Source organism: Amycolatopsis azurea DSM 43854, assembly GCF_001995215.1.
Lineage (GTDB): Bacteria > Actinomycetota > Actinomycetes > Mycobacteriales > Pseudonocardiaceae > Amycolatopsis > Amycolatopsis azurea.
In genome coordinates, this window is the sequence record NZ_MUXN01000024.1 from 143,877 (window position 1) to 163,322 (window position 19,446).

The 19,446-nt window shown below is 69.3% G+C and carries 20 protein-coding genes; 15 read left to right on the top strand and 5 right to left on the bottom strand.

Annotation, left to right across the window (positions count from 1 at the left end; all coding sequences use genetic code 11):
* Positions 1-24 precede the first annotated feature (24 nt).
* Entirely contained in the window at positions 25-2,181 is a 2,157-nt protein-coding gene (locus B0293_RS30850; RefSeq protein ID WP_005159968.1) for a DUF6461 domain-containing protein, read from the top strand.
* Here B0293_RS30850 and B0293_RS30855 read toward each other — a convergent pair whose 3' ends face one another.
* Complete coding sequence (locus B0293_RS30855; protein WP_005159970.1) at positions 2,182-2,760, bottom strand: TetR/AcrR family transcriptional regulator; 579 nt, start codon at positions 2,758-2,760, stop codon at positions 2,182-2,184.
* Between the two features lie 190 nt (positions 2,761-2,950).
* Here B0293_RS30855 and B0293_RS30860 point away from each other — a divergent pair, with 190 nt between their 5' ends.
* The 3 genes from B0293_RS30860 to B0293_RS30870 are packed head-to-tail and all read left to right on the top strand — an operon-like array spanning position 2,951 to position 5,762.
* Positions 2,951-4,135: an oxidoreductase gene (locus tag B0293_RS30860; RefSeq protein WP_005159971.1), complete on the top strand. Its 1,185-nt coding sequence runs from the start codon at positions 2,951-2,953 to the stop codon at positions 4,133-4,135.
* Complete coding sequence (locus B0293_RS30865; RefSeq protein ID WP_005159974.1) at positions 4,135-4,833, top strand: type 1 glutamine amidotransferase domain-containing protein; 699 nt, start codon at positions 4,135-4,137, stop codon at positions 4,831-4,833. Before B0293_RS30860 ends, B0293_RS30865 begins: the two co-directional genes overlap by 1 nt.
* Positions 4,834-4,850: 17 nt before the next feature.
* Positions 4,851-5,762, top strand: a complete 912-nt coding sequence (locus B0293_RS30870) for an acetoacetate decarboxylase family protein (RefSeq protein WP_005159976.1) — start codon at positions 4,851-4,853, stop codon at positions 5,760-5,762.
* Here the strand turns inward: B0293_RS30870 and B0293_RS30875 are convergent.
* Both B0293_RS30875 and B0293_RS30880 read right to left on the bottom strand, forming a co-directional pair.
* Positions 5,743-6,579, bottom strand: coding sequence for an alpha/beta fold hydrolase (locus B0293_RS30875; RefSeq protein WP_005159977.1), 837 nt, complete (start codon positions 6,577-6,579; stop codon positions 5,743-5,745). The genes B0293_RS30870 and B0293_RS30875 overlap by 20 nt on opposite strands.
* Positions 6,580-6,659: 80 nt before the next feature.
* Entirely contained in the window at positions 6,660-7,235 is a 576-nt protein-coding gene (locus B0293_RS30880; protein WP_005159980.1) for a TetR/AcrR family transcriptional regulator, read from the bottom strand.
* 224 nt (positions 7,236-7,459) lie between these two features.
* On the opposite strand from B0293_RS30880, the gene B0293_RS30885 reads away from it, so the two are divergent.
* Genes B0293_RS30885 through B0293_RS30895 form a run of 3 tightly spaced genes read left to right on the top strand, consistent with a single transcriptional unit; the run spans position 7,460 to position 11,032 of the window.
* Positions 7,460-7,912, top strand: a complete 453-nt coding sequence (locus B0293_RS30885) for a (2Fe-2S)-binding protein (protein WP_005159984.1) — start codon at positions 7,460-7,462, stop codon at positions 7,910-7,912.
* Positions 7,899-8,858, top strand: a complete 960-nt coding sequence (locus B0293_RS30890; RefSeq protein ID WP_005159992.1) for an FAD binding domain-containing protein — start codon at positions 7,899-7,901, stop codon at positions 8,856-8,858. The genes B0293_RS30885 and B0293_RS30890 overlap by 14 nt, the downstream gene beginning before the upstream one ends.
* Complete coding sequence (locus B0293_RS30895) at positions 8,858-11,032, top strand: xanthine dehydrogenase family protein molybdopterin-binding subunit (RefSeq protein WP_005159995.1); 2,175 nt, start codon at positions 8,858-8,860, stop codon at positions 11,030-11,032. Before B0293_RS30890 ends, B0293_RS30895 begins: the two co-directional genes overlap by 1 nt.
* Before the next feature lie 299 nt (positions 11,033-11,331).
* Here the strand turns inward: B0293_RS30895 and B0293_RS30905 are convergent, their stop codons facing one another.
* Positions 11,332-12,057: an AfsR/SARP family transcriptional regulator gene (locus B0293_RS30905; protein WP_005159998.1), complete on the bottom strand. Its 726-nt coding sequence runs from the start codon at positions 12,055-12,057 to the stop codon at positions 11,332-11,334.
* 114 nt (positions 12,058-12,171) lie between these two features.
* Positions 12,172-12,348, bottom strand: coding sequence for a hypothetical protein (locus tag B0293_RS43595; RefSeq protein ID WP_005160001.1), 177 nt, complete (start codon positions 12,346-12,348; stop codon positions 12,172-12,174).
* Between the two features lie 209 nt (positions 12,349-12,557).
* On the opposite strand from B0293_RS43595, the gene B0293_RS30910 reads away from it, so the two are divergent.
* Genes B0293_RS30910 through B0293_RS30945 form a run of 8 tightly spaced genes read left to right on the top strand, consistent with a single transcriptional unit; the run spans position 12,558 to position 19,443 of the window.
* Positions 12,558-13,130: a DUF4255 domain-containing protein gene (locus B0293_RS30910; protein ID WP_005160002.1), complete on the top strand. Its 573-nt coding sequence runs from the start codon at positions 12,558-12,560 to the stop codon at positions 13,128-13,130.
* Entirely contained in the window at positions 13,127-13,855 is a 729-nt protein-coding gene (locus B0293_RS30915; RefSeq protein ID WP_005160004.1) for a hypothetical protein, read from the top strand. Before B0293_RS30910 ends, B0293_RS30915 begins: the two co-directional genes overlap by 4 nt.
* 15 nt (positions 13,856-13,870) lie before the next feature.
* Positions 13,871-16,138, top strand: a complete 2,268-nt coding sequence (locus B0293_RS30920; protein WP_005160006.1) for a phage tail sheath family protein — start codon at positions 13,871-13,873, stop codon at positions 16,136-16,138.
* 16 nt (positions 16,139-16,154) lie between these two features.
* Positions 16,155-16,613: a phage tail protein gene (locus B0293_RS30925; protein WP_039918755.1), complete on the top strand. Its 459-nt coding sequence runs from the start codon at positions 16,155-16,157 to the stop codon at positions 16,611-16,613.
* Between the two features lie 10 nt (positions 16,614-16,623).
* The gene (locus tag B0293_RS30930; RefSeq protein WP_005160015.1) at positions 16,624-18,087 is read left to right on the top strand and encodes a phage tail sheath subtilisin-like domain-containing protein; all 1,464 of its coding nucleotides are present in this window, start codon (positions 16,624-16,626) and stop codon (positions 18,085-18,087) included.
* Positions 18,084-18,584: a phage tail protein gene (locus tag B0293_RS30935; protein WP_005160017.1), complete on the top strand. Its 501-nt coding sequence runs from the start codon at positions 18,084-18,086 to the stop codon at positions 18,582-18,584. Before B0293_RS30930 ends, B0293_RS30935 begins: the two co-directional genes overlap by 4 nt.
* An 11-nt stretch (positions 18,585-18,595) precedes the next feature.
* Complete coding sequence (locus B0293_RS30940; protein WP_005160019.1) at positions 18,596-18,784, top strand: putative phage tail protein; 189 nt, start codon at positions 18,596-18,598, stop codon at positions 18,782-18,784.
* Positions 18,781-19,443 (top strand): CIS tube protein, encoded by a 663-nt coding sequence (locus tag B0293_RS30945; RefSeq protein ID WP_005160021.1) that lies wholly within the window; start codon positions 18,781-18,783, stop codon positions 19,441-19,443. The genes B0293_RS30940 and B0293_RS30945 overlap by 4 nt, the downstream gene beginning before the upstream one ends.
* Positions 19,444-19,446 lie beyond the last annotated feature (3 nt).

Consider the following 19,446-nt stretch of genomic DNA (forward strand, 5'->3'; position numbering starts at 1 on the left):
CGTTGCCGAACTGGGAGGGCTGGCATGGAAAGACAGACAGAGGTACCGGCGGGGCTTGCGGACGCGCTCGTGCCGGTGGTCACGGAACTGATTCCGTTGCTGCGCGAGCGGATTCCACGTGATCCGGCGGCGGCGCTCGGCAGGCTCGGCGCGCCGGAAGCGAAGCCGGGTATGTTCGGCGTCGTCGCGGGTCGTCTGAGGGCGGACCCCGGCGAATTGTCGATGGCGAGCCGGCTGAGTTCGCTCGGCGTCCCCGTGTCCGAACGTTTGCTCGGTGCGCTCGAACTGACCTTGGACGAGTTGCCGGTCGCCGTTCCTGATGAAGTCGAGGCGGCGATTCCGGGGCCGGACGCGACGCCGTCGAGCTTCGGCTTCGGAATGGTGGGTGGGCCGAGCGCCGCGACCGACCTCGCGGTGCGCTTGCTCGACCAGCTGCGTCCGGGGATCTCGGACCTGGTCGTGACACTGGTCGCGGAACTGGCCGAAAATGCCGCCGTGGCGCCGTTGCTGACGGCCGCCCCGGAACTCACCGGCGAAGAAGAACTGGCGGCGGCGCACGGGGCGGCGCATCTCGCCTTGGCCGTCGCGGTCGCGCTACCGGTTCTGCGGCGAGTGGAAGCTCCGCTGGTCGCGGGGACCTCTGCGGCGGTCGTCGGTGTCGCCTTGGGTGCGGTTGCGGCTCTGTTGAGCGAAATTCCGATGCCGCCCGCGTATGCGGCGGCGCTGCTGGAGAAACGCCGGGCCGAGTACGTGCTGCCGGTTTGGGCGTCGTGTGCGGCGGAGGTACGCGAGCATCGCTTCACCCTGGCCGAGCGTTCCGTCGTCGGCGAGGCCGACTTCAGCGGAAACGGCCTCGCCGTCGCGGTCGCGGGCGGGATCGCCGTACGGACCGGTCTCGATGAAGGGCACATGGGGGTCTCGCTGCGGATCCTCGAGGGGCCACCGGACGAGCTGAACGTCGACTGGTGGGACGAGGTCGTCGAACTCTCCTGGCGAGCCGAGCGAGGCGACGCCGCTTTCGGCGAGGGCGACTCGCACCACTCGAGAACGCCGCCATGGCCGGGCGACTACCGGGTCCGGGTGCACGCGATCGGCAGGGACGGCGAGGAGCGTGAGCGCTACGAAATCCTGCTGTGGCAGGCACCTCCGGGCCCGGACATCGTGCACAAGCGCAGCGATCGGCTCGGTTACGTGGTCCGTGGCGAACCCGTGCCCGACATCGAGCCGCCACCGGAAGCCGCCCACCGGTGGATCAACGAAAGCCTGCTGGGAGAGGCCGCGACGGTCACCATGGTCAGCGGGGAATCGCTCGAAGACGTGCTCCGCGGCTTCGGGGCGGACCCGGCCGAGCCGGAGTCCGCCGAGGAACTCTCGCAAGAGTTCGACCTCGACCCCTGGGTTTCCGTGGTGGCCGTCGAGGGCGGTGTCCTGGCCGTCGAGTTCAACGGCTATCAGGGTTCGTACCCGAGGGTCCTGGAGTCGGTGTCCCAGGCGGGCCGGACGGCGAGCTTGTTCTGGAACATCAACGCGCTGACCCGGCTTTCCTTCGCCGACAACGGGAATGTTCTCACCTCGTTCGAACTCGGGCACGGGGGAGATGTCTCGGACCCTGAGGTGCACGATGCCGTCGCCGACCTCGAATTCGACAGCTATCGCGACAGGCTGGAGAAGGGCCTCGTCGCCGTCGAGCGCTACAGCGGCTGCCGCCTGCGGCAGGAGGACATCCAGCGGATAGCCGAGGAGGACGTCGCCTACCGCATCTTGCCGCATCTGCCCGAGCTGTACCCCGAGGCGCGGAACCCCGACGGTTCGCGTGCGTTCCCGGGGAGCGGCCCCTTGGACGCCGAAACCGATCGGCTGGCCTTCGTACCCGAGGAAACGTTGCGGGAGCTGGCCTGGCGGGCGGCGTCGGCAGCGGCGGAGCACGCCGGTGTCGCCGAAGATCCCGTCGTCGCCGCCGCACTCGCGGAGCGTCGTCTCAGCCCTGAGGCGGAACACCTGGCCAGGCGATCACAACTGCGGGAGGGGCGGGAACACGCCTGGTTGTGGCAGGCGATCCACAACGCCACCAACCCGGACGCGCTGGCCGCCGCGATCACCTCACTGGCCGCCGCCAGGTATGCCTCCGGGCCGAAAGGGGAGGAGTTGCTGGCGTACGCCCGGAGACTGGCTCGCGAGTAGTCACCTGCTTGCGGACAACAGGGCCCGGACGGCGCCGCGGACGCGGTCGGCGGCCTCGTCCGGCGTGGTGGCGTCGAGCTTGCCGTCCAGTTGCAGGAACGCGAGACCGTGGACGACGGCCCATACCCCGATCGGGAGCGCGTCCGGATCGGCGTCCGGGAACACGCCGCCGACGATGCTCTTGAGGTAGCCGTTGATGGCGGCGGTCGCGGCGGCCCGTTCTTCGTCGCCGGGGTCACAGGGTTCGGTGAACATCACCTTGAACAGTGCCGGGTGCTCGATGGCGAACGAGACATAGGCGACGGCGATCTCGACGAGGTCTTCGGGCGTCGCGGGTGACGGATGGGCAGCGGCCAGCTTGACGGCGAGTTCGCGGTAGCCCTCGGCCGCGACGGCCGAAGCAAGTGCGTCGCGGTCCGCGAAATGCCGGTACGGCGCCGTCGCCGAGACACCCGCGCGGCGCGCTACCGCCCGGAGCGACAGGCTCGCGTCCCCGGTTTCCTCCAGCAGCTCCCGCGCCGCGCGGACACAGGCGTCTCGCAGGTCGCCGTGGTGGTACGACGCGTTCGCTTGCGACACGGATCACCCTCCCTGATGTTTACAGTGCACACATCATCTGGTTAATGTGAGCACTGCACACATTGTAGGCGAGGGAGATCCGAGAGGAGAAATGGGATGACGAGCGCGCTGTTCTCGCCGTTGCGGCTGCGGTCCGGACTGGAACTGGGCAACCGGATCGCGAAGGTGGCCATGGAGGAGAACATGGCCGGTGACGGGCAACTGCCGGGCGAGTCCCTGCTGGAGTTGTACCGGCGCTGGGGGCCAGGGCGGCGCCGGGCTGCTGATCACGGGCAACGTCATGGTGCACGCCGAGGCGCTGACCGGCCCCGCCGGCGTGGTGCTCGACGCCGCGGCCCCCTTGGAGCCGTTCGCCGAGTGGGCGAGGGCGGGCAGGTCCGGCGGCGCGGCGATGTGGATGCAGATCAACCATCCGGGCCGTCAGGTGCAGGCCGACATGCCCGGCGTCGTCTGGGGTCCCTCCGCGGTCGGCGTCGACGTCGGACGGCACAGCAGCCGCTTCGGCCGTCCCAGCGCGATGACCCCTGAGCAGATCGAGGCCACCGTCGCGCGGTTCGCGGTCACGGCCGCCCGGGCCGAACAGGCGGGGTTCGACGGCGTGGAGATCCACGCGGCACATGGCTACCTGCTGTCGCAGTTCCTCTCGCCGCTGGTCAACCGGCGTGACGACGAGTGGGGCGGCTCGCTGCCGAACCGGGTCCGGATGCTGCTGGACGTCGTGCGCGCCGTGCGCGAGGCCGTCTCGCCGTCGTTCGCCGTCGCGGTGAAGCTGAACTCCGCCGATTTCCAGCGCGGTGGATTCGACGCGGACGACGCTCGCGAGGTGATCGCGATGCTCGAACCACTCGGTGTCGACCTGGTCGAGCTTTCCGGCGGCAGCTACGAGAGCCCGGCGATGTCCGGCCGTCCCGCGGACGCGCGCACTCAGGCCCGTGAAGCCTATTTCCTCGATCTGGCAAGGGATCTGGTGAAGACGAGCCCGCTGCCGCTGATGCTGACCGGCGGCATCACCCGCCGCGACACCGCCGAAGGCGTCCTCGAAGGCGGCGTCGCCGTGGCAGGGATGGGTACCGCGCTGGCCGTCACCCCGGATCTGCCGAACCGCTGGCGGGAGGGTGGCGAGGCCGTGCGGAACCTGCGCCCGGTGACCTGGTCGGACAAAGCACTCGCTTCGGCCGCGAGTATGGCTCAGGTCCGGCACCAGTTGCGCCGGATCGCCCGTGGTCGCCGTCCGGCGCCCGGCACTCACCCGGCTTGGGCGCTGCTCGCCGAGCGACGTCGGCAGCGGAGCGCGTTGCGCGGCTACCGTGCCTGGCTGTCCACAAGGGAGCACGATGTGGACGTCATGCCCGAAGTGACGGGAAAGGTGAAGTGATGACCAAGGTTCTGTTCGTGATCTCGGCGGCCGACCGCTGGACGCTCGACGACGGCACGGTGCATCCTTCGGGTTATTGGGCCGAAGAAGTCGCCGTACCGCACCGAATCTTTTCGGAAGCAGGCTGGGAAATCACCGTCGCGACGCCGGGTGGGGAGGCCCCGACGCTCGACCGGCTCAGTCTCGGCGTCGCCGGTGGAATGCCGGGCAAACGCCGCGAGGTGAAGGCTTACCTCGACGGCATCGAGAGCGCGCTCGCACATCCGGTCGCGCTCGACACGGTCGACGCGAACGAGTTCGATCTCGTGTTCTACCCGGGCGGCCACGGCCCGATGGAGGATCTCGCCTACGACGCCACTTCCGGCGCGCTGCTGGCCGAGCGGTTGGCCTCCGGGAAACCGCTCGCGCTGTTGTGTCACGCACCGGCGGCGATCCTGGCGGCCACCGGAACCGACGGCGCCTCACCCTTCGCCGGATACCGGATGACCGGACTGTCCAATCGGGAGGAACTGCTCAACCGGTTCGCGAAGAAAGCGCCCTGGTTGCTGGAGGACCGACTGAAGGACGCAGGTGTCGATTACTCGAAGGGGCTGGTCCCGCTGCGCCCCCACGTCGTGGTCGACAGGAACCTCTACACCGGACAGAACCCGCAATCCTCGAAGGAACTGGCCACGCGGCTACTCGCCGACGTGGGCTGAGCTACAGGAGTTCACTCATGGCAGCGACACGGCAGCAAACCATCGACGTCGATCTGGGCGGACGCACGGTCCCGGTCCCGAAAGGCGGCCTCTACGACCGGTACCGGATGAACACCGAACTCGACGAGATCGCCCGTGACCCGCGGGTCCCCGGTGTCGAGTTCTTCCGGCGGTTGCCGAAGACCAGGGTCGACTCGCGAATCGGTCCCACGCTCACACCGAACTTCTACTACCGGATCTCGACGGCCCGGCTCACGATGATCGCCCGCTCCCGGTCGATCCGCGCCCGCCTGCCCCGCGAACTGGCCCCGTTGGAGGTCGCGCCGGGCTTCGGACTGGTCTCGGTCATGTTCTTCCGCTACGACGTGTGCGACATCGACTTCTACACCGAAGCCGCGGTCGGCATCGCCGTCCGTCCGGCACGCCACGGGAAGCTCGGGCTGGTCGATCTCGTCGCGGGGCTCAAGAACGACCACCTCGACACCTACGTGCTCTCCTTGCCGGTCAGCACCGAAATCGCCCAGGTCCGCGGCCACGACGGCTACGGCTTCCCCAAGTGGGTCACCGAGCTCGACGTCGACATCGACGCGAACCGCACCACCGCACGCGTCGCCGATGATGACGGCGACACCGACATCGCGCTTTCGGCGAGCACGCCGGCTCAGTCCACTTATCCGACGGGGACCCGGGTTTCGGCGCTCACCTCGTACACCACGATCGACGGCGCCTGGCACTCGACGCTGAGCCAGACCAACGTGCTCTCCGCCGGGACCGCGCGCTTCCCGCGTGACGTCGACCTCCAACTGGGACAAGGGCGGATGGCCGAAGACCTGCGATCGCTCGACCCGAGCAAGACCGTCCAGTTCGACGTCGTCACCGAAGGGCAGCTTGCTCTGCACCTGCCCGCGCCTATCTCGGTCCGGAGCTGAAGAAACCGGCAAGGGCGCGGGCGATCGGCTCCGGGGAGTTCTCGGTCGGGATGTGGCTCGCGCCCGGGACGCGGACGAGGGTGGTTCGCGGGATCTCCGAGGCGAACTTCTCGGCGTACTCCACTCTTTCGAAGGCGTCGTCTTCGCCCCAGATCGCCATCTTGGGCGTCGAGGAGCGCCGCAACGCGGGAACGAGATCGAGGGTGTAGCGGCTTTCGGCCGCGCCCGCCATGGCCAGCCAGGAGCGGCGGCACCTCGGATCGGACCACGGTTCCAGATACTCGGCGACCAGCTGCTCGGTGGCGGCCCCCGCGAGGTCGGTCGTCACGGCCCGGCGGCGGGCGAGGAGAAATTCGTCGGCGGTGGCCGCCCGCGCCAGGAGCCGGGCCACGTGGGGCGCCGGCCAGGAGTCGTAGGTGACCGAGTTGACCAGGGCCAGCCGGGTGATCTCCAGGTCTCCCTGGGCGAGGAGATGCTGGGCGACGGCGCCGCCGATGTCGTGACCGACGACGGCGATCGGCTCGGAGAGCCCCAGCGTCGCCGCGAACCGCGCCACCCACTCCGCGAGCGCCGGGACGGTCGCCGTTTCCACGGTGAGCTCACCGCCCGAATGCCCCACGCCGGGAAAGTCGACCGCGATGGGCCGCAGTCCCGCCTCGGTGAGTCCGTTCAGGACGGGAAGCCACACTCGGCTCCAGTATGTTCCGTGCAGCAGCAAGACGGCCGGGCCGTCCTGTCCCGCCGTCAGGTAGCTGATGGTTTCGCCGTCGACCTGGACCGTGGTCCGCAGGACGCCTGTTTCGGTGGTCTTGCCCATGAGACCACTGTGGATCCGGGCAGGCTCCCGGTCGAGGGGCCGGGAAGACAGTCATCGTCGCATTCCTGCCAGGCGTCCGTTCAGGAGCGGCAGGTGCCCATCCCGCGCCACAGCAGGTCGAGCAGGTCCGCGACGTCGCGCCGCCACTCGCCGTTCGGATCCAAGTACAGAAGGCCGCCCAGGCCGCGCAGGACGGTCTCGGGTTTCAGGTCGGAGCGGACGGTTCCGGCGTCGACGTTGGCTTTCAGCAGCGTGAAGACCGCGCCGACCATCGCCTCGTAGGCTCCGGCGGGCAGTTCGCCGCGGGAGCTGGTCACGGCGCGCAGGGCGTCGGCCAGGCCGCGTTTGGTCATCATGTAGTGCGCCAGGTGGTCGGTCGTCCACTTCCGGAAAGCCTGCTCCGGCGAGTGCTTTTCGAGCAGGATCGGCACGATGTCGACGAGCTGGCGCACTTCGCGTTCGTAGACCGCCAGGATGAGGGCCTCCGGGGTCGGGAAGTGCCGGTACACCGTGCCGACGCCGACCTCGGCCTGCTTCGCGATGGCGTTGAACGAGACCTCGCCCGACCCGGCCAGTGACTTCGCCGCGGTGGCGAGGATGCGCTCGTGGTTGCGCCGGGTGTCCGCCCGCCGGGGACTCACCGATCCCGTCGTCATCGCCGCTCCTGTCCTCCGATCCCGCTCTCCGGTGAATGTAACCGAGGAATCCACCGGACCTGGAGTGACTCTAGGGCGAGTATCGACATTGCGGAGCGGTTTGCATTCCGCTAGCTTGAAATCGAAGCGGATGAATATCCGGTTCGATTTCGCGAACGGACTCCCCACCACCACAACCTACGCCGTCGGGCCCTCGGCCCGCACGATCGGCGGAAAGAGATCCAGTGGACATCTCTCTCGAAGTCAATGGCAGGACGGAACAGCTGAGTGTCGATCCAGGGGTGACACTGCTGGACACACTGCGGGAGCGGCTCGCCGTCACGGGTCCGAAGAAGGGCTGCGACCGGGGACAGTGCGGCGCCTGCACGGTGCACGTCGGTGGACGGCCGGTGCTCTCCTGCCTCACCTTGGCCGCCACCGTGAAACAGCCGGTGACCACGGTCGAAGCATTGTCCACAGAGGACGGACTGCATCCCGTCCAGCAGGCGTTCGTCGACCAGGACGCCCTTCAGTGCGGATTCTGCACCTCCGGGCAGATCATGTCGGCGGTCGCGGCCGTCGAGCAGGACGTCGAGGACGTCCGTGAGTTCATGTCCGGCAACCTCTGCCGATGCTCGGCCTACCCGAACATCGTCGCGGCGATCGAGCAGGCGAGGCGGGTCGATGCGTCCCTTTGAGCTGCTCGCACCCGAGACCGTCGAGGACGCCGTCTCCTCGCCCGGCACGTTCCTGGCGGGTGGAACAACCCTTGTCGACCTGATGAAACTCAACGTGCTCACCCCGCAGCACGTGCTGGACATCAACGCGGTGCCGTTGCGCGGCATCGACACCGCCGACGGGCTGCGGTTCGGCGCGCTGGAGCGGATGAGCGACATCGCCGGGCACCCGGGCGTGTACCCGGCGATCTCCCGCGCGCTGCTGCTCAGCGCCTCACAGCAGATCCGGAACATGGCCAGCATCGGCGGGAACCTGATGCAGCGCACGCGCTGCTCGTACTTCCGTGACGTCGCCATGCCGTGCAACCGCCGGGTTCCCGGCAGTGGCTGCCCGGCGATCTCGGGCGCGAACCGGATGCACGCGGTGCTGGGCACGAGCGATTCGTGCGTCGCGACCCACGCCAGCGACGTGGCCGTCGCCCTGGTCGCTCTGGACGCACGGCTCCGGCTGATCAGCGCGACCGGGACTCGCACCGTCGACCTGGCCTCGTTCTATCGCCTGCCCGGTGACACCCCCGAGGTGGAGAACGACCTGCGCCCCGGTGAACTGATCGCCGAGGTCGAGGTCCCTCGCCTGGACTGGGCGTCGAACTCCACGTACGTCAAGGTGCGGGACAGGCAGTCCTACGAGTTCGCGCTGTGCTCCGCCGCGGTCGCGCTGCACGTCGAGGACTCGCGCGTCGTCGACGCCAGGGTCGCGGCCGGTGGCGTGGCGACCGTGCCGTGGCGGCTGCCCGCGGTCGAGGAGGCCCTGCGCGGCGCGCCCGCGACCGTCGAGGCGTTCGAAGAGGCCGCGGCACTGGCCGCCGAGGGTGCGCGCCCGTTGTCCGCGAACGGATTCAAACCGTCGCTGCTGCGCCGGACCATCGTCCGCGCGCTGCTCGAACTGACCGAGGGGAACCGCTGATGGCCGGCAGGGTGGACGGACCGCTGAAGGTCACCGGCCGGGCCGATTACGGGGCGGACCACACCTTCCCCGGCTTGGTTCACGGCTACGTCGTGCTCAGTACGATCGCGCACGGCGAGATCGAGGCGATGGAGGTCACGGCGGCGAAGAGCGCTCCGGGCGTGATCGGGGTGTATTCGCCGTTCGATCCCCTGGAACTGAAGACACCGGCCACGGCGTTCCTGGGCGCGACCTGGGTTCCGTTGCAGGACAAGGAAGTCGCCTACTACGGTCAGCCGATCGGCTTCGTCGTCGCCGAGACCTACGAGCAGGCGCGCGATGCGGCGATGCTGGTCGAGGTCACCTATCGGTCCCGGCCCGCGCTGACTTCGTTCGAAGACGGCCTCGCGACGGCCGAGGAGGCGCCGGCCTCGAGAGGCGTGCCGGCGTCGCTCTCGGTGCTCGCGCCCGGGGTCGAGTCCATCGAGGAAGCGCTGGACGCGAGCCCGGTGGTCGTCGAAGCCACGTACTCCACCGCGACCCAGAACCACGCCGCGATGGAACCGCATTCCGCGGTCGCGGCGTGGGGCCCCGACGGCCTGACGATCCACAGCGGCAACCAGGGATCCGATATCCAGGCCGCGGAGCTGGCCGGTGCGCTGGACGTGAGCCCGGCCGACGTGCACGCGGTGAACCCGTTCGTGGGCGGGGCGTTCGGCGGCAAGGGCCGCACGTCCGTGCCCGCCTTCCTGGCCGCGGCTGCGGCGAGGGTCCTGGACAGGCCGGTGAAGGCCGCGCTAAGCCGGGAACAGGTCTTCACCGCGACAGCGGGCCGCGCCGCGACCGTGCAGAAGATCGCCCTCGGCGCGGAACACGACGGCACGCTCAACGCCCTGCGCCACGACTCCTGGTGCAGCACGGCGGCGGACCGGTCGTTCGTCGAGCCGACGTCGCACGGCACCTCGCGCGAGTGGTACGCGACCAGGAACCTGGCCATCAGCCAGAAGATGGTGCCGCTGAACATCCCGCCGACGACGTTCATGCGGGCGCCGGGGGAGGCACCCGGGTCCTTCGCGCTGGAGAGCGCGATCGACGAGCTCGCCGTGGCGCTGAAGATGGATCCGATCGAGCTGCGCCAGCGGAACAACTCGAACGCGCCGCCCGGCAACGATCTGCAATGGTCGAGCAAGCACCTCGACGAATGCTTCCGCGTCGGCGCGGCCCGCTTCGGCTGGTCGGACCGTTCACCTCAGGGGAAGACCGACGGTGACTGGCTCGTGGGCATCGGCACGGCCACCGCCATGTTCCCCGCGCTGCGGTTCCCGGCCACGATCGAGGTCACCCTGCTGCCCGACGACACGGCCGTCGTCGCGACCAGCGGGGCGGACCCGGGGACGGGACTGCTGACGGTACTTTCCTTGGTGGGCGGGGAATCACTCGACATTTCACCCGACCGGGTGGAGCCGCGGCTCGGTGACTCGACGCTGCCGCCCGGGGGCATGTCCGGTGGTTCGACGGCGACGGCGAGCGCGGGATCGGCCATCATGATCGCCGCCGCCAAGGCGATCGACGACCTGCTGAAGCTGGCGTCCGCACCGGGCGCGCCGTTCGAAGGCCTGGAAGTCTCCTACGCGGACGGCAAGGTGTTCGCCGAGGGCCGGACGATGACGTTCGGCGAGCTGCTGCGGGCGTTGAACCGCCCGTCGCTCTCCGTGGCCGGTTCGTCGGCGCCCGGCGAAGAGCTGACGAAGCACTCGTTCAGCTCGTTCGGTGCCCAGTTCTGCGAAGTCCGCGTGCACAAGTGGACGCGGGAGATCCGCGTGTCCCGCATGCTCGGCGTGTTCGACGCGGGCCGGATCATCAACCCGGTGGCGGCGCGCAGCCAGATCATCGGAGGCATGATCTGGGGCGTGTCGGCCGCACTGCACGAGGGACTGGAGATCGAGGCGAACGGACGGCTCGCCAACGGTGACTTCGCGAGCTACCTGATCCCGGTGAACGCGGACATCCCCGAGGTCGACGTCCATTTCGTCGAGTACCCCGACACGCTGCACAACCCGGTCGGCGCGAAGGGCATCGGCGAGATCGGCACCGTCGGGATGGCGGCCGCCGTCGCGAACGCCGTCCACAACGCCACCGGTATCCGGGTGCGACACATCCCGATCCAGATCGAGGACCTGCTCGAGGACTCGTAGGGCTCGGGAGCGGTAAGGCAGTGTCGTCGTGATGGCTCGGTCGCCCGAGTACCGGTTTCTGTTGTCGCGAAAGCCACTTTCGGGACGTCTGGTGTCCCGAAAGTGGCTTTCGCGACAACGTCGGTCCGGTGCGCGTCTGCGTCACCCCACGCCGAGGGCCTTTACGCACAGCGGAGAGGCCGGACGTGTGTCGTGTGCTTTCCGGCGGCGCCCAGCGTTGCGAAAGCCACTTTCGCAACCTTCAACGTTGCGAAAGTGGCTTTCGCAACCTCCGAAGCCTCCCGGGAGGGGCAGGCGGGCTAGCGCGAAGTCATGTAAGGCAGAAGGTGGCGGAGGGCCTCGGAAGGTTCGAGACCCAGTTCCTCCAGCAAGGTTCGACGGCACTGCAAGTACTGGTGCTGCGCCGCCGCGCGGTTGCCGGCGGCGAGGTGCGCGTCGATGAGCGCCTGATGCGCGCTTTCCCGCAACGGCTCGGCATGGACGGCGGCCAGTCCGGCGGCGACGGCCTCACCGTACCGGCCCGCGGTGGTGAGCCGCTTCGCCATGGCTTCCAGCGCATACAGCCGCAGTTGGTGGTACTGCTCCTGCTCGATGAGCACCCACTCGTTGTCCGACCACTCGGGCAAAAGGTCCGCTGAGAGGTCGTCGCGGGTCTGCCGGTTCAGGATGTCGTCGCACCGGCAGGACTCGTCGAGGAGGCGGTGCGCGTGGGTGACCGCGTCGTGAATGTCGACGGTTATGTTGTCCACCAACGCCATTTCGTGGACCGACGCGTCGATGACGTGGTGCCCGGTGCGCGACGCGCGCCAGAGCGACGAGCGCAGGTTCGCGTTGGCGCGTGTCGTCGGCGCCTCCGGCCACAGCGTGCGCGCCACGAAGGTTCGCGGCTGAGGCCGATCCTGCAACGCGAGGAAGGCGAGTAATCGCTGCGCGCTGGACGACAGCGCCACCCGGTCGTCCCCGACGAGCAGCGCGAAACCCTTGAGCAGGCGCAATGTCACGATCTGTTCTGCTTCTGTGCGCATCGGTTCCCCAACCTCTGCCCGGCGCCGATCCGATCGTTCCCGCTGTTGGGACAATTCGCGTCCGCAACGCGGAACGTTACCGGGAAATTATCGGACCGCGGCGTCAACGGGGCGTCACGAGAACGTCATCGTGCCTGTTCCGAGCTCTTCCAGCCAGGTCTGCACCGCCGCGTGCACCGCTTCCGGTGACGAGACCACGAGCGATCTGGCGTCGTTCGTGCCGACGGTGAAGATGACGCGGACCCGCAGCGCTTGGGGCTTCCCGCCTTCCAGCCACGCTCGGAGAACCATGCTGGCGGAACGTTCCTCGGGTGGCTTCACCGGAGCAGGATGCGCGCAGGCACGTCACCACCGCGTAGACGCCGCGTGTGCGGGCACGTCAACAGCCGCGGAGGCGACGCCGTGGTGACGCAGGCGCGACGCGCGGATCGCGGACCTGCCACGGCACCCCTGCGATGCTGCGCCCTGGCACGTCATGGATGCGCCAGGGGAGGACCGGCATGGGCGATTTCGGTGTCATCGCCGACGTTTCGACGATCATCGTGGACCGGCTCACCGAGGCGTTGCGCGGCCTGGACCCGACCGATCCGCCGACCGCGATACTGAGCGACCTCGAGAACCGGCCGACCACGGCGACGCTCACGGTCTTCCTGTACGAGATCGCGGAGGACCCGACTTCGCGCAACCGGCCGCCGGTCCGGTCGCTGCCACCGGCCGCGCCCACGAGCCGCAAACCGCCGATGGCGCTCCTGCTGCGCTACCTGATCACCCCGTGGGGCGGCAGCCAGGAAACCCAGCATCAGATGATCGGACGAGCCCTCCAAGTCTTCTACGACGACGCGATCTGGACCGGCGAGGAACTGTCGGGCAGCATGGCGGGCACCACGGAAGCGTTGCAGTTCACCTTGACGCCGCTGACCCTCGATCAGAAGTCGTGGATCTGGTACGCGATCCAGAAGCCGTACCGGCTGTCCCTCAACTACGAGGTCCGGGTCGTCAACCTCGACTCCCTCGACGTTGCGGAGCTTCGGCTCGTGCAGAGCCGGACACTCACGGGGACGCCGGTGCCATGACCCGCTTCCGCCCCGTCGAGACCTCCGTCCTGTTCAGCCCGGCCTGGTTCGTGCCGTTCGACGAGTTCGCCCAGCGCATGCGGTCGGCCGACGTCGTCACCGAACTGGACCGCTTCGACCCGGTCGAGAACGTCTGGGTGGTCCAGGACACGCCGTCGATCCGGACCCCGAGCGCCGCGATCGCGTACCCGCAGCTGGGCCGCCGACGGGGGCCGGGCGCCAGGCCGGAGCGGTTCCGCGTCCGGTTCTCCGGCATCGGGCTCGCGCCGCTGTACCCGGCGGACGGGGAGAACTTCGACGCCGCCGTGGTCGGGATCGGCTTCACCGCGTACCCGTACGACGACGTCACCCCGCCCGCGGTCCGGAGCGAACCGCGGCTGGTCCGGTTGTTGCCGAGTGTCGCGTTCCCGTACGGGCCGGGCACCCGCACGGTGTACGGCGTCGTCGTCGACAAGGTCACCCGGGTGCCGGTGGCGAACGCGCTGGTGGAGGCGAGAGGCCTCACGAGCAGGGACCGGACGCCGTGGCTGGAGCGGACCCTGACCGACACGACGGGCTCGTTCCGGCTCGCCCTGCGGTGGGAAGGCGAGCCGGTCGCGGGACCGCCTCCGGAGCAGATCTTCCACCTCAAGGCCACCGAGCGGCCGGGGCGGACCGGGGTGCTGGACGTCCGGCTGCCCTCCGGACGCGACCGACGGCACGTCATCGAGATCGTCGAGCAGTAGAGAAGGAGCCAAGCCATGCCCGAGTACCTGAGCCCCGGCGTCTACGTCGAGGAGGTCGACGCGGGGCCGCGGCCGATCGCGGGGGTGAGCACCAGCACGGCGGGCATGGTCGGGGTGACCCAGCGCGGCCCGACCACCGGGAAACCGAAGCTGGTCACGAACTTCCTCGAATTCCAGACCACTTTCGGCGGCTTCCTGCCCGAGCCACCCCCGACGATCCGGAACGCCTGGGCCGAGAACCCGACCGAAGGGGGCCGTTGGTGGCTGTTCCCGCTGGCGGTCAAAGGCTTCTTCGACAACGGCGGCCAGCGCCTCTACGTCAAGCGGGTCTTCAGCCGCACCGCGCAGGCCGCGTCCGGCACGGTCGGCTCGGGGCTGGTCAGCCCGATCACCCAGGACGCCGCGGCCGGGTCCACCACGCTTCAGCTCGGACACCTGGTCGGGTTCACCGGTACGGACGACATCACCGTCTTCCGTGGCAGCGACAACGTCCCGATCGGCCCCGCCAAGATCACCGCGTACGACGTCACCACCGGGCGGGTCGCGCTCAACACCGGTCTGCAAGCCGAGGTGAAGACGGCGCGCGGGGACTACGTCCAGAAGGGTGCCCGGGACGCCACGCCGAGCCTGCGCTTCTCCGCGTCGAGTCCCGGTTCTTGGGGCAAGGGCGTCCAGGTCCGGATCTCGCCGTCGGTCAGCGCCTCGCTCCCGGTCCTGCCCGACCCGAACGAGGGCCCGCTGTTCGTCACCGCGCTCGCCGCCGACGCCGCCAAGGACGCCGTGTCGATCGAGGTGAACGAGGTGTCCGGGCTCGACCCGGATCCCTTGCCGGACGACGTGTGGGTCCTGATCAACGAGCGGCGTTTCAAGGTCACCGTCGCCCAGCCCGCCAACGGCCGCGTGACGCTCACCTTCCCGGCGGGCACCACGCACGCGCCGTGGAAGACCGGTCTCACCGTCCGCCGGGTCCGCCGGGCCAACGCCGGCGCCGGCCGCGAACTGCGGATCAGCGGCTCCAGCAGGCTGTACGCCGGCGCGGCCACCCAGCTCGACACAGGTGACAAGCTGACTCCGCTGCACGTCGTGACCATCGGGGCCGACGACGTCGTCACCTTCGACGCGAACACGCCGGACCTGCTCTTCGAGACGGCGAGGGTCCAGCTGATCGAGTCCACTGTGGACACGCGATTCGCCGACCCCGGCGGCGGTTCGGTCACCGAGACGTTCCGCAACCTGCGCCTGACCGGCGACGGGCCCGGGACCTTGGTGGGCACCTTGGCGAGCCGGTCACAGCTGGTCCTCGCGACCACGTTGGCCGGGCTCAGCACCGATCCCGCCAAGTTCCCCACGCCCGGAAAGGGTTCCTGGCTGCCCTTGGCCGACGACGGCGACGACGCGTACGGCGGACTCACGGTCGGGGACTTCGTCGGCACGGACGGCGGCAGCGGCAAGCGCACCGGGATCGTCGCGCTGGAGGACATCGACGAGGTCTCGATCTGCGCCGTGCCCGGCGTGTGGTCGGGCACCGTCGAGTCGGCGCTGATCACGCATTGCGAGCAGCTCAAGGACCGGTTCGCCGTCCTCGACCCGAAGGACGGCCTCGACATCGAGGGCATCCAGACGTTCCGCGAGCCGTTCGACACCAAGTACGCCGCCCTGTACTACCCGTGGCTGGTCGTCAACGACCCTTCGACCAACCAGTTCGTCGAAGCGCCCCCGTCCGGACACATGGCCGGGATCTACGCCCGCACCGACACCGAACGGGGCGTCCACAAGGCGCCCGCCAACGCGGTGATCCGCGGTATCCGGACGCCCGGCGGGATCGCGCAGGACGTCGTCAAACGGCAGCAGGACCTGTTGAACCCCAAGGGGATCAACGCGCTGCGGTTCTTCCCGAATCTGGGCCAGCGGGTGTGGGGCGCGCGCACGCTGTCGTCGGACAGTTCGTGGAAGTACATCAACGTGCGACGCCTCTTCCTGTTCCTGGAGGAATCGATCGACGAGGGCACGCAGTGGGTCGTGTTCGAACCGAACGACGAGGCGCTGTGGGCGCTGGTGCGGCAGACCGTCACGAACTTCCTCACCACCGTCTGGCGGAGCGGGGCGCTCTTCGGCGCCACCGCGGACGAGGCGTTCTTCGTGCGGTGCGACCGCTCCACGATGACCGACGACGACATCGCCAACGGCAGGCTCATCTGCGTGATCGGGGTGGCGCCCGTGTTCCCGGCGGAGTTCGTGATCTTCCGGATCCAGCAGAAGACCCGCGAGCCCCAGCTCGTCTAGTTGAAAGGCAGAGGAAATGCCACCAGTGACGCGGGACGACCCGTATGCCGCGTATAACTTCCTGGTCATCGTGACCAACGTCAGCGACGACGGCGTCGCGGTGAGCGGGTCGTTCACCGAAGTCAGCGGGCTGGACGTCGAGTTGCCGCCGATCGAGTACCGCACCGGCAGCGAGGACATCACGGTCCGCAAGCTCGTGGGGCTCAAGAAGTTCCCGAGCGCGCTGACGTTGAAGCGCGGGGTCACCGGCCACGTCGGCTTCTGGAACTGGGTGAAGGAGTCGCTCGACGGCCGGGTGCGGCGCACGTCGGGCTCGATCATCATGCTCGACGAGAACCGCCAGGAGGTCATGCGCTGGAACTTCGACCGGGCCTGGCCGACGAAGTACACCGGACCGTCGTTCAACGCGACCAAGAACGAGATCGCCATGGAGACGCTCGTTCTGGCCGTCGAGAGCCTCTTGATCGACGCATGAGCGGGCACCGATGACCCTTCCCGGCGTTTCCCTGACCTTCGAGCGAGCGGTCGCCGACGACGAGCCGCTGCGCACGGACGTGGCCGTGTTCCTCGGCCGTACCCGGCGCGGCCCGGTCGGCGAACCCGTCCGCGTCGAGAGCTGGAACGACGTCGTGGGCACGTTCGGCCCGCCGGACGGCGCGTCGGCGACGACGTACGCGCTGCGCGGGTTCTTCGAGAACCAGGGCCGCACGGCGTGGGTGCTGCGGGTGGCCGGGCCCTCTGCGACCGCGAGTGCACCGTGGACGGACGGTTTCCGCGTGGTGGCGGCGAGTCCCGGCGCGTGGGCGAACGGCGGCCGGGTCTCCGTGCAGTACCGGAAGAGCAGCGTCGCGGGCCCGCCCACGGTCTCCGTGCGCGTGCGCGTGCCGGGGGAGCCGCCGGAGACCTTCGCCGGTATGGCTCCCCGTGAGGTCGCGGACCGGCTCACCGCGTCCCGTCTCGTGCGGGTGGTATCGGTGGGCGCGGCGGATCCGATCCCGCCGGGCGCGCCGATCTCGATGTCGTGGGAGCTGACGCTCGCCGGCGGCACGGACAGCCCGCCGGGGCGGGCCGAATACGAGTCCGCGGTGGCGGCGCAGGCCGAGCTGCCGGAACCGGCACTGGTGGCGCTGCCGGACGTCGGTTCAGACCTGCGCGCCGACGACCACCGGGAACTGGTGCTGGGCCTGCTGGGTGTCGTGGCGCCACTGCTGGACCGGCTGGTGCTGCTGGACGTGCCGCCCGATCTGTCCACAGTGGACCAGGTCGCCGGATGGGTGGAAGCGCTGGCGAGCCTCGGCGACGAAGCCTTGCTCGCCGCCGTGGCGGCGTACCACCCGCCGCTTCGCGCACCGGAACTCGCGGGCACCGGTCTGCGGACCGTCCCGGCTTCGGGGCACGTCGCGGGGTTGGTCGCCAGGCTCGACGCCGAGCGGGGCGCCGCGTACACCCCGGCGAACGCCACGCTGCTGGACGCCGTCGACCTGGAGGTCGAGTACCCGGAGGCACAGCAGGTCCGGCTGTTCGAAGCGAACGTCGACCTGGTGCGCTGCCTGCGCGGCCGCGGTCTCGTGGTGTGGGGCGGGCGGACGCTGTCCGGCGACCCGCGTCGCCGGTACGTCGCCCATCGCCGATTGCTTCATCTGCTGGTGCGGGCGATCCGCCGGGCCGCCGCGCCGCTGGTGTTCGAGGTGAACTCGCCGGAGCTTCGGCTGTCGCTCGTCCGCGCGATCACGTCGGTGCTGCTGGAGGCGTTTCAGACCGGCGCGCTCGCCGGCACCCGGCCGGAAGACGCCTTCCGCGTCGTGTGCGACGAGACCACGAACCCGCCGGAGCAGGACCCCGGCCAGGTCGTCTGCGAGATCGAGGTCGCGCCCGCCGTTCCCATGGAGTTCATCGCGCTGCGGCTCGTGCTCGGCCAGGACCGCGGCCTGGAGGTGATCGAGCGGTGACCACACCGGCCGACCAGTTGCTCGCGCTGAACGAGCCGCTGCCGAAGTTCCGCTTCCTCGTGACGCTGTCCCCGGCGGACGTGTACCTGCCGCCCGCGCAGGCACTGCTGTTGCAGGTGGTGGCGTCGGGTGCCTTCCAGGAGGTGACCGGGCTGGGGGCGCAGCTGGAGGTGGTGAACTACCCGGAGGGCGGCCGCAACGACTCGGTGCACCGGCTTCCGCTGCGGCATTCGTGGAACCCGATCACCCTCAAACGCGGCGTGGTCCGCGACCGGCTGCTGTGGTCCTGGTACGAGACAGGCCTGCACGACTCGCTTGGCGCCCGCCGGGACGGCGCGCTGATCATGCTCGACGAGGCCGGGCTGCCCGCGAAGTCCTGGATCTTCCACGGCGGGCTGGCCGCCAAGTGGAGCGGTCCGGATCTGCACGCCGAACAGAACGCGGTCGCCATCGAGTCCTTGGAAATCGCCCACGAACGCCTGACGGCCGTCCTCTAGGAGACACGAGCGTGCCCAAGAACCTGATCATCCACAACCTCGAAGTGCGGTTCCAGGTGGAAGGCGACGACAAGGGCCTGTTCACGATCCTGTTCAACAAGCACATCCAGGCGTGGGCACGGCTGTACGAAGAGGAGTGCGCCAGGGCCGAGCGCAGCGGCGACGACCGCAAGCTCGGGGACTCGGGAGGCCACCGGTGAGTGTCACGCCGTTCTCGGCGGTGAGCCAGGGCGCCGAGGCGCACCTGGAGATCGACCGCCCGCCCAACCGGAGCCCGCAGGTGATCCCGCTGCGGTTCAACCCGACCGAGTACAAGCTGAGCAAGAGCAACACCTTCGCCGAGATCACCATCCCCGGGTTGGAGACGCCCCCGATCCAGTTCATCCGCGGCGGCTCCGAAACGCTCTCGCTCCAGGCGCTGGTCGACACGTCGGACACGCTGAACGACGTCCGGACGTCCTATGTGGACGCCATCCGCGACCTCATGCGCGTCGACACGACCGAGCACGCGCCGCCGATCGTCCGGTTCCACTGGAACGGGCCCGTGTTCAAGGGCGTGCTGGAGAAGCTGGACGTGAACTACGTGCTCTTCGCCAAGAACGGTGTGCCGTTGCGGGCGCAGCTGGACCTCACGCTGAAGGAGTACCGCCTGGCGAAGGACCAGGCGGTGGATCCGCCGCGTTCTTCGCCGACGGTGGAGAAGAGCTACGTGGTGCGTCGAGGCGACACGTGGGACCGCATCTCTTCTGCCGTGTACCGGCGTCCGGACGCGTGGCGGGAACTGGCTCGTGCCAACGGGATCGCCGATCCCCGCGACCTGCGGCCGGGGCTGGTGCTGACCGTGCCCCGGCTGCCGTGAGAG

What these genes read in the sequence shown, in the direction of transcription:
- B0293_RS43595 (WP_005160001.1), bottom strand. Translation starts at nt 12,348, where the DNA reads ATGGTTCTCCGAGCGTGGCTGGAAGGCGGGAAGCCCCAAGCGCTGCGG.
- B0293_RS30880 (WP_005159980.1), bottom strand. Translation starts at nt 7,235, where the DNA reads ATGACGACGGGATCGGTGAGTCCCCGGCGGGCGGACACCCGGCGCAAC.
- B0293_RS30925 (WP_039918755.1), top strand. Translation starts at nt 16,155, where the DNA reads ATGCCACCAGTGACGCGGGACGACCCGTATGCCGCGTATAACTTCCTG.
- B0293_RS30910 (WP_005160002.1), top strand. Translation starts at nt 12,558, where the DNA reads ATGGGCGATTTCGGTGTCATCGCCGACGTTTCGACGATCATCGTGGAC.
- B0293_RS30890 (WP_005159992.1), top strand. Translation starts at nt 7,899, where the DNA reads ATGCGTCCCTTTGAGCTGCTCGCACCCGAGACCGTCGAGGACGCCGTC.
- B0293_RS30930 (WP_005160015.1), top strand. Translation starts at nt 16,624, where the DNA reads ATGACCCTTCCCGGCGTTTCCCTGACCTTCGAGCGAGCGGTCGCCGAC.
- B0293_RS30915 (WP_005160004.1), top strand. Translation starts at nt 13,127, where the DNA reads ATGACCCGCTTCCGCCCCGTCGAGACCTCCGTCCTGTTCAGCCCGGCC.
- B0293_RS30905 (WP_005159998.1), bottom strand. Translation starts at nt 12,057, where the DNA reads ATGCGCACAGAAGCAGAACAGATCGTGACATTGCGCCTGCTCAAGGGT.
- B0293_RS30875 (WP_005159977.1), bottom strand. Translation starts at nt 6,579, where the DNA reads ATGGGCAAGACCACCGAAACAGGCGTCCTGCGGACCACGGTCCAGGTC.
- B0293_RS30895 (WP_005159995.1), top strand. Translation starts at nt 8,858, where the DNA reads ATGGCCGGCAGGGTGGACGGACCGCTGAAGGTCACCGGCCGGGCCGAT.
- B0293_RS30870 (WP_005159976.1), top strand. Translation starts at nt 4,851, where the DNA reads ATGGCAGCGACACGGCAGCAAACCATCGACGTCGATCTGGGCGGACGC.
- B0293_RS30850 (WP_005159968.1), top strand. Translation starts at nt 25, where the DNA reads ATGGAAAGACAGACAGAGGTACCGGCGGGGCTTGCGGACGCGCTCGTG.
- B0293_RS30920 (WP_005160006.1), top strand. Translation starts at nt 13,871, where the DNA reads ATGCCCGAGTACCTGAGCCCCGGCGTCTACGTCGAGGAGGTCGACGCG.
- B0293_RS30865 (WP_005159974.1), top strand. Translation starts at nt 4,135, where the DNA reads ATGACCAAGGTTCTGTTCGTGATCTCGGCGGCCGACCGCTGGACGCTC.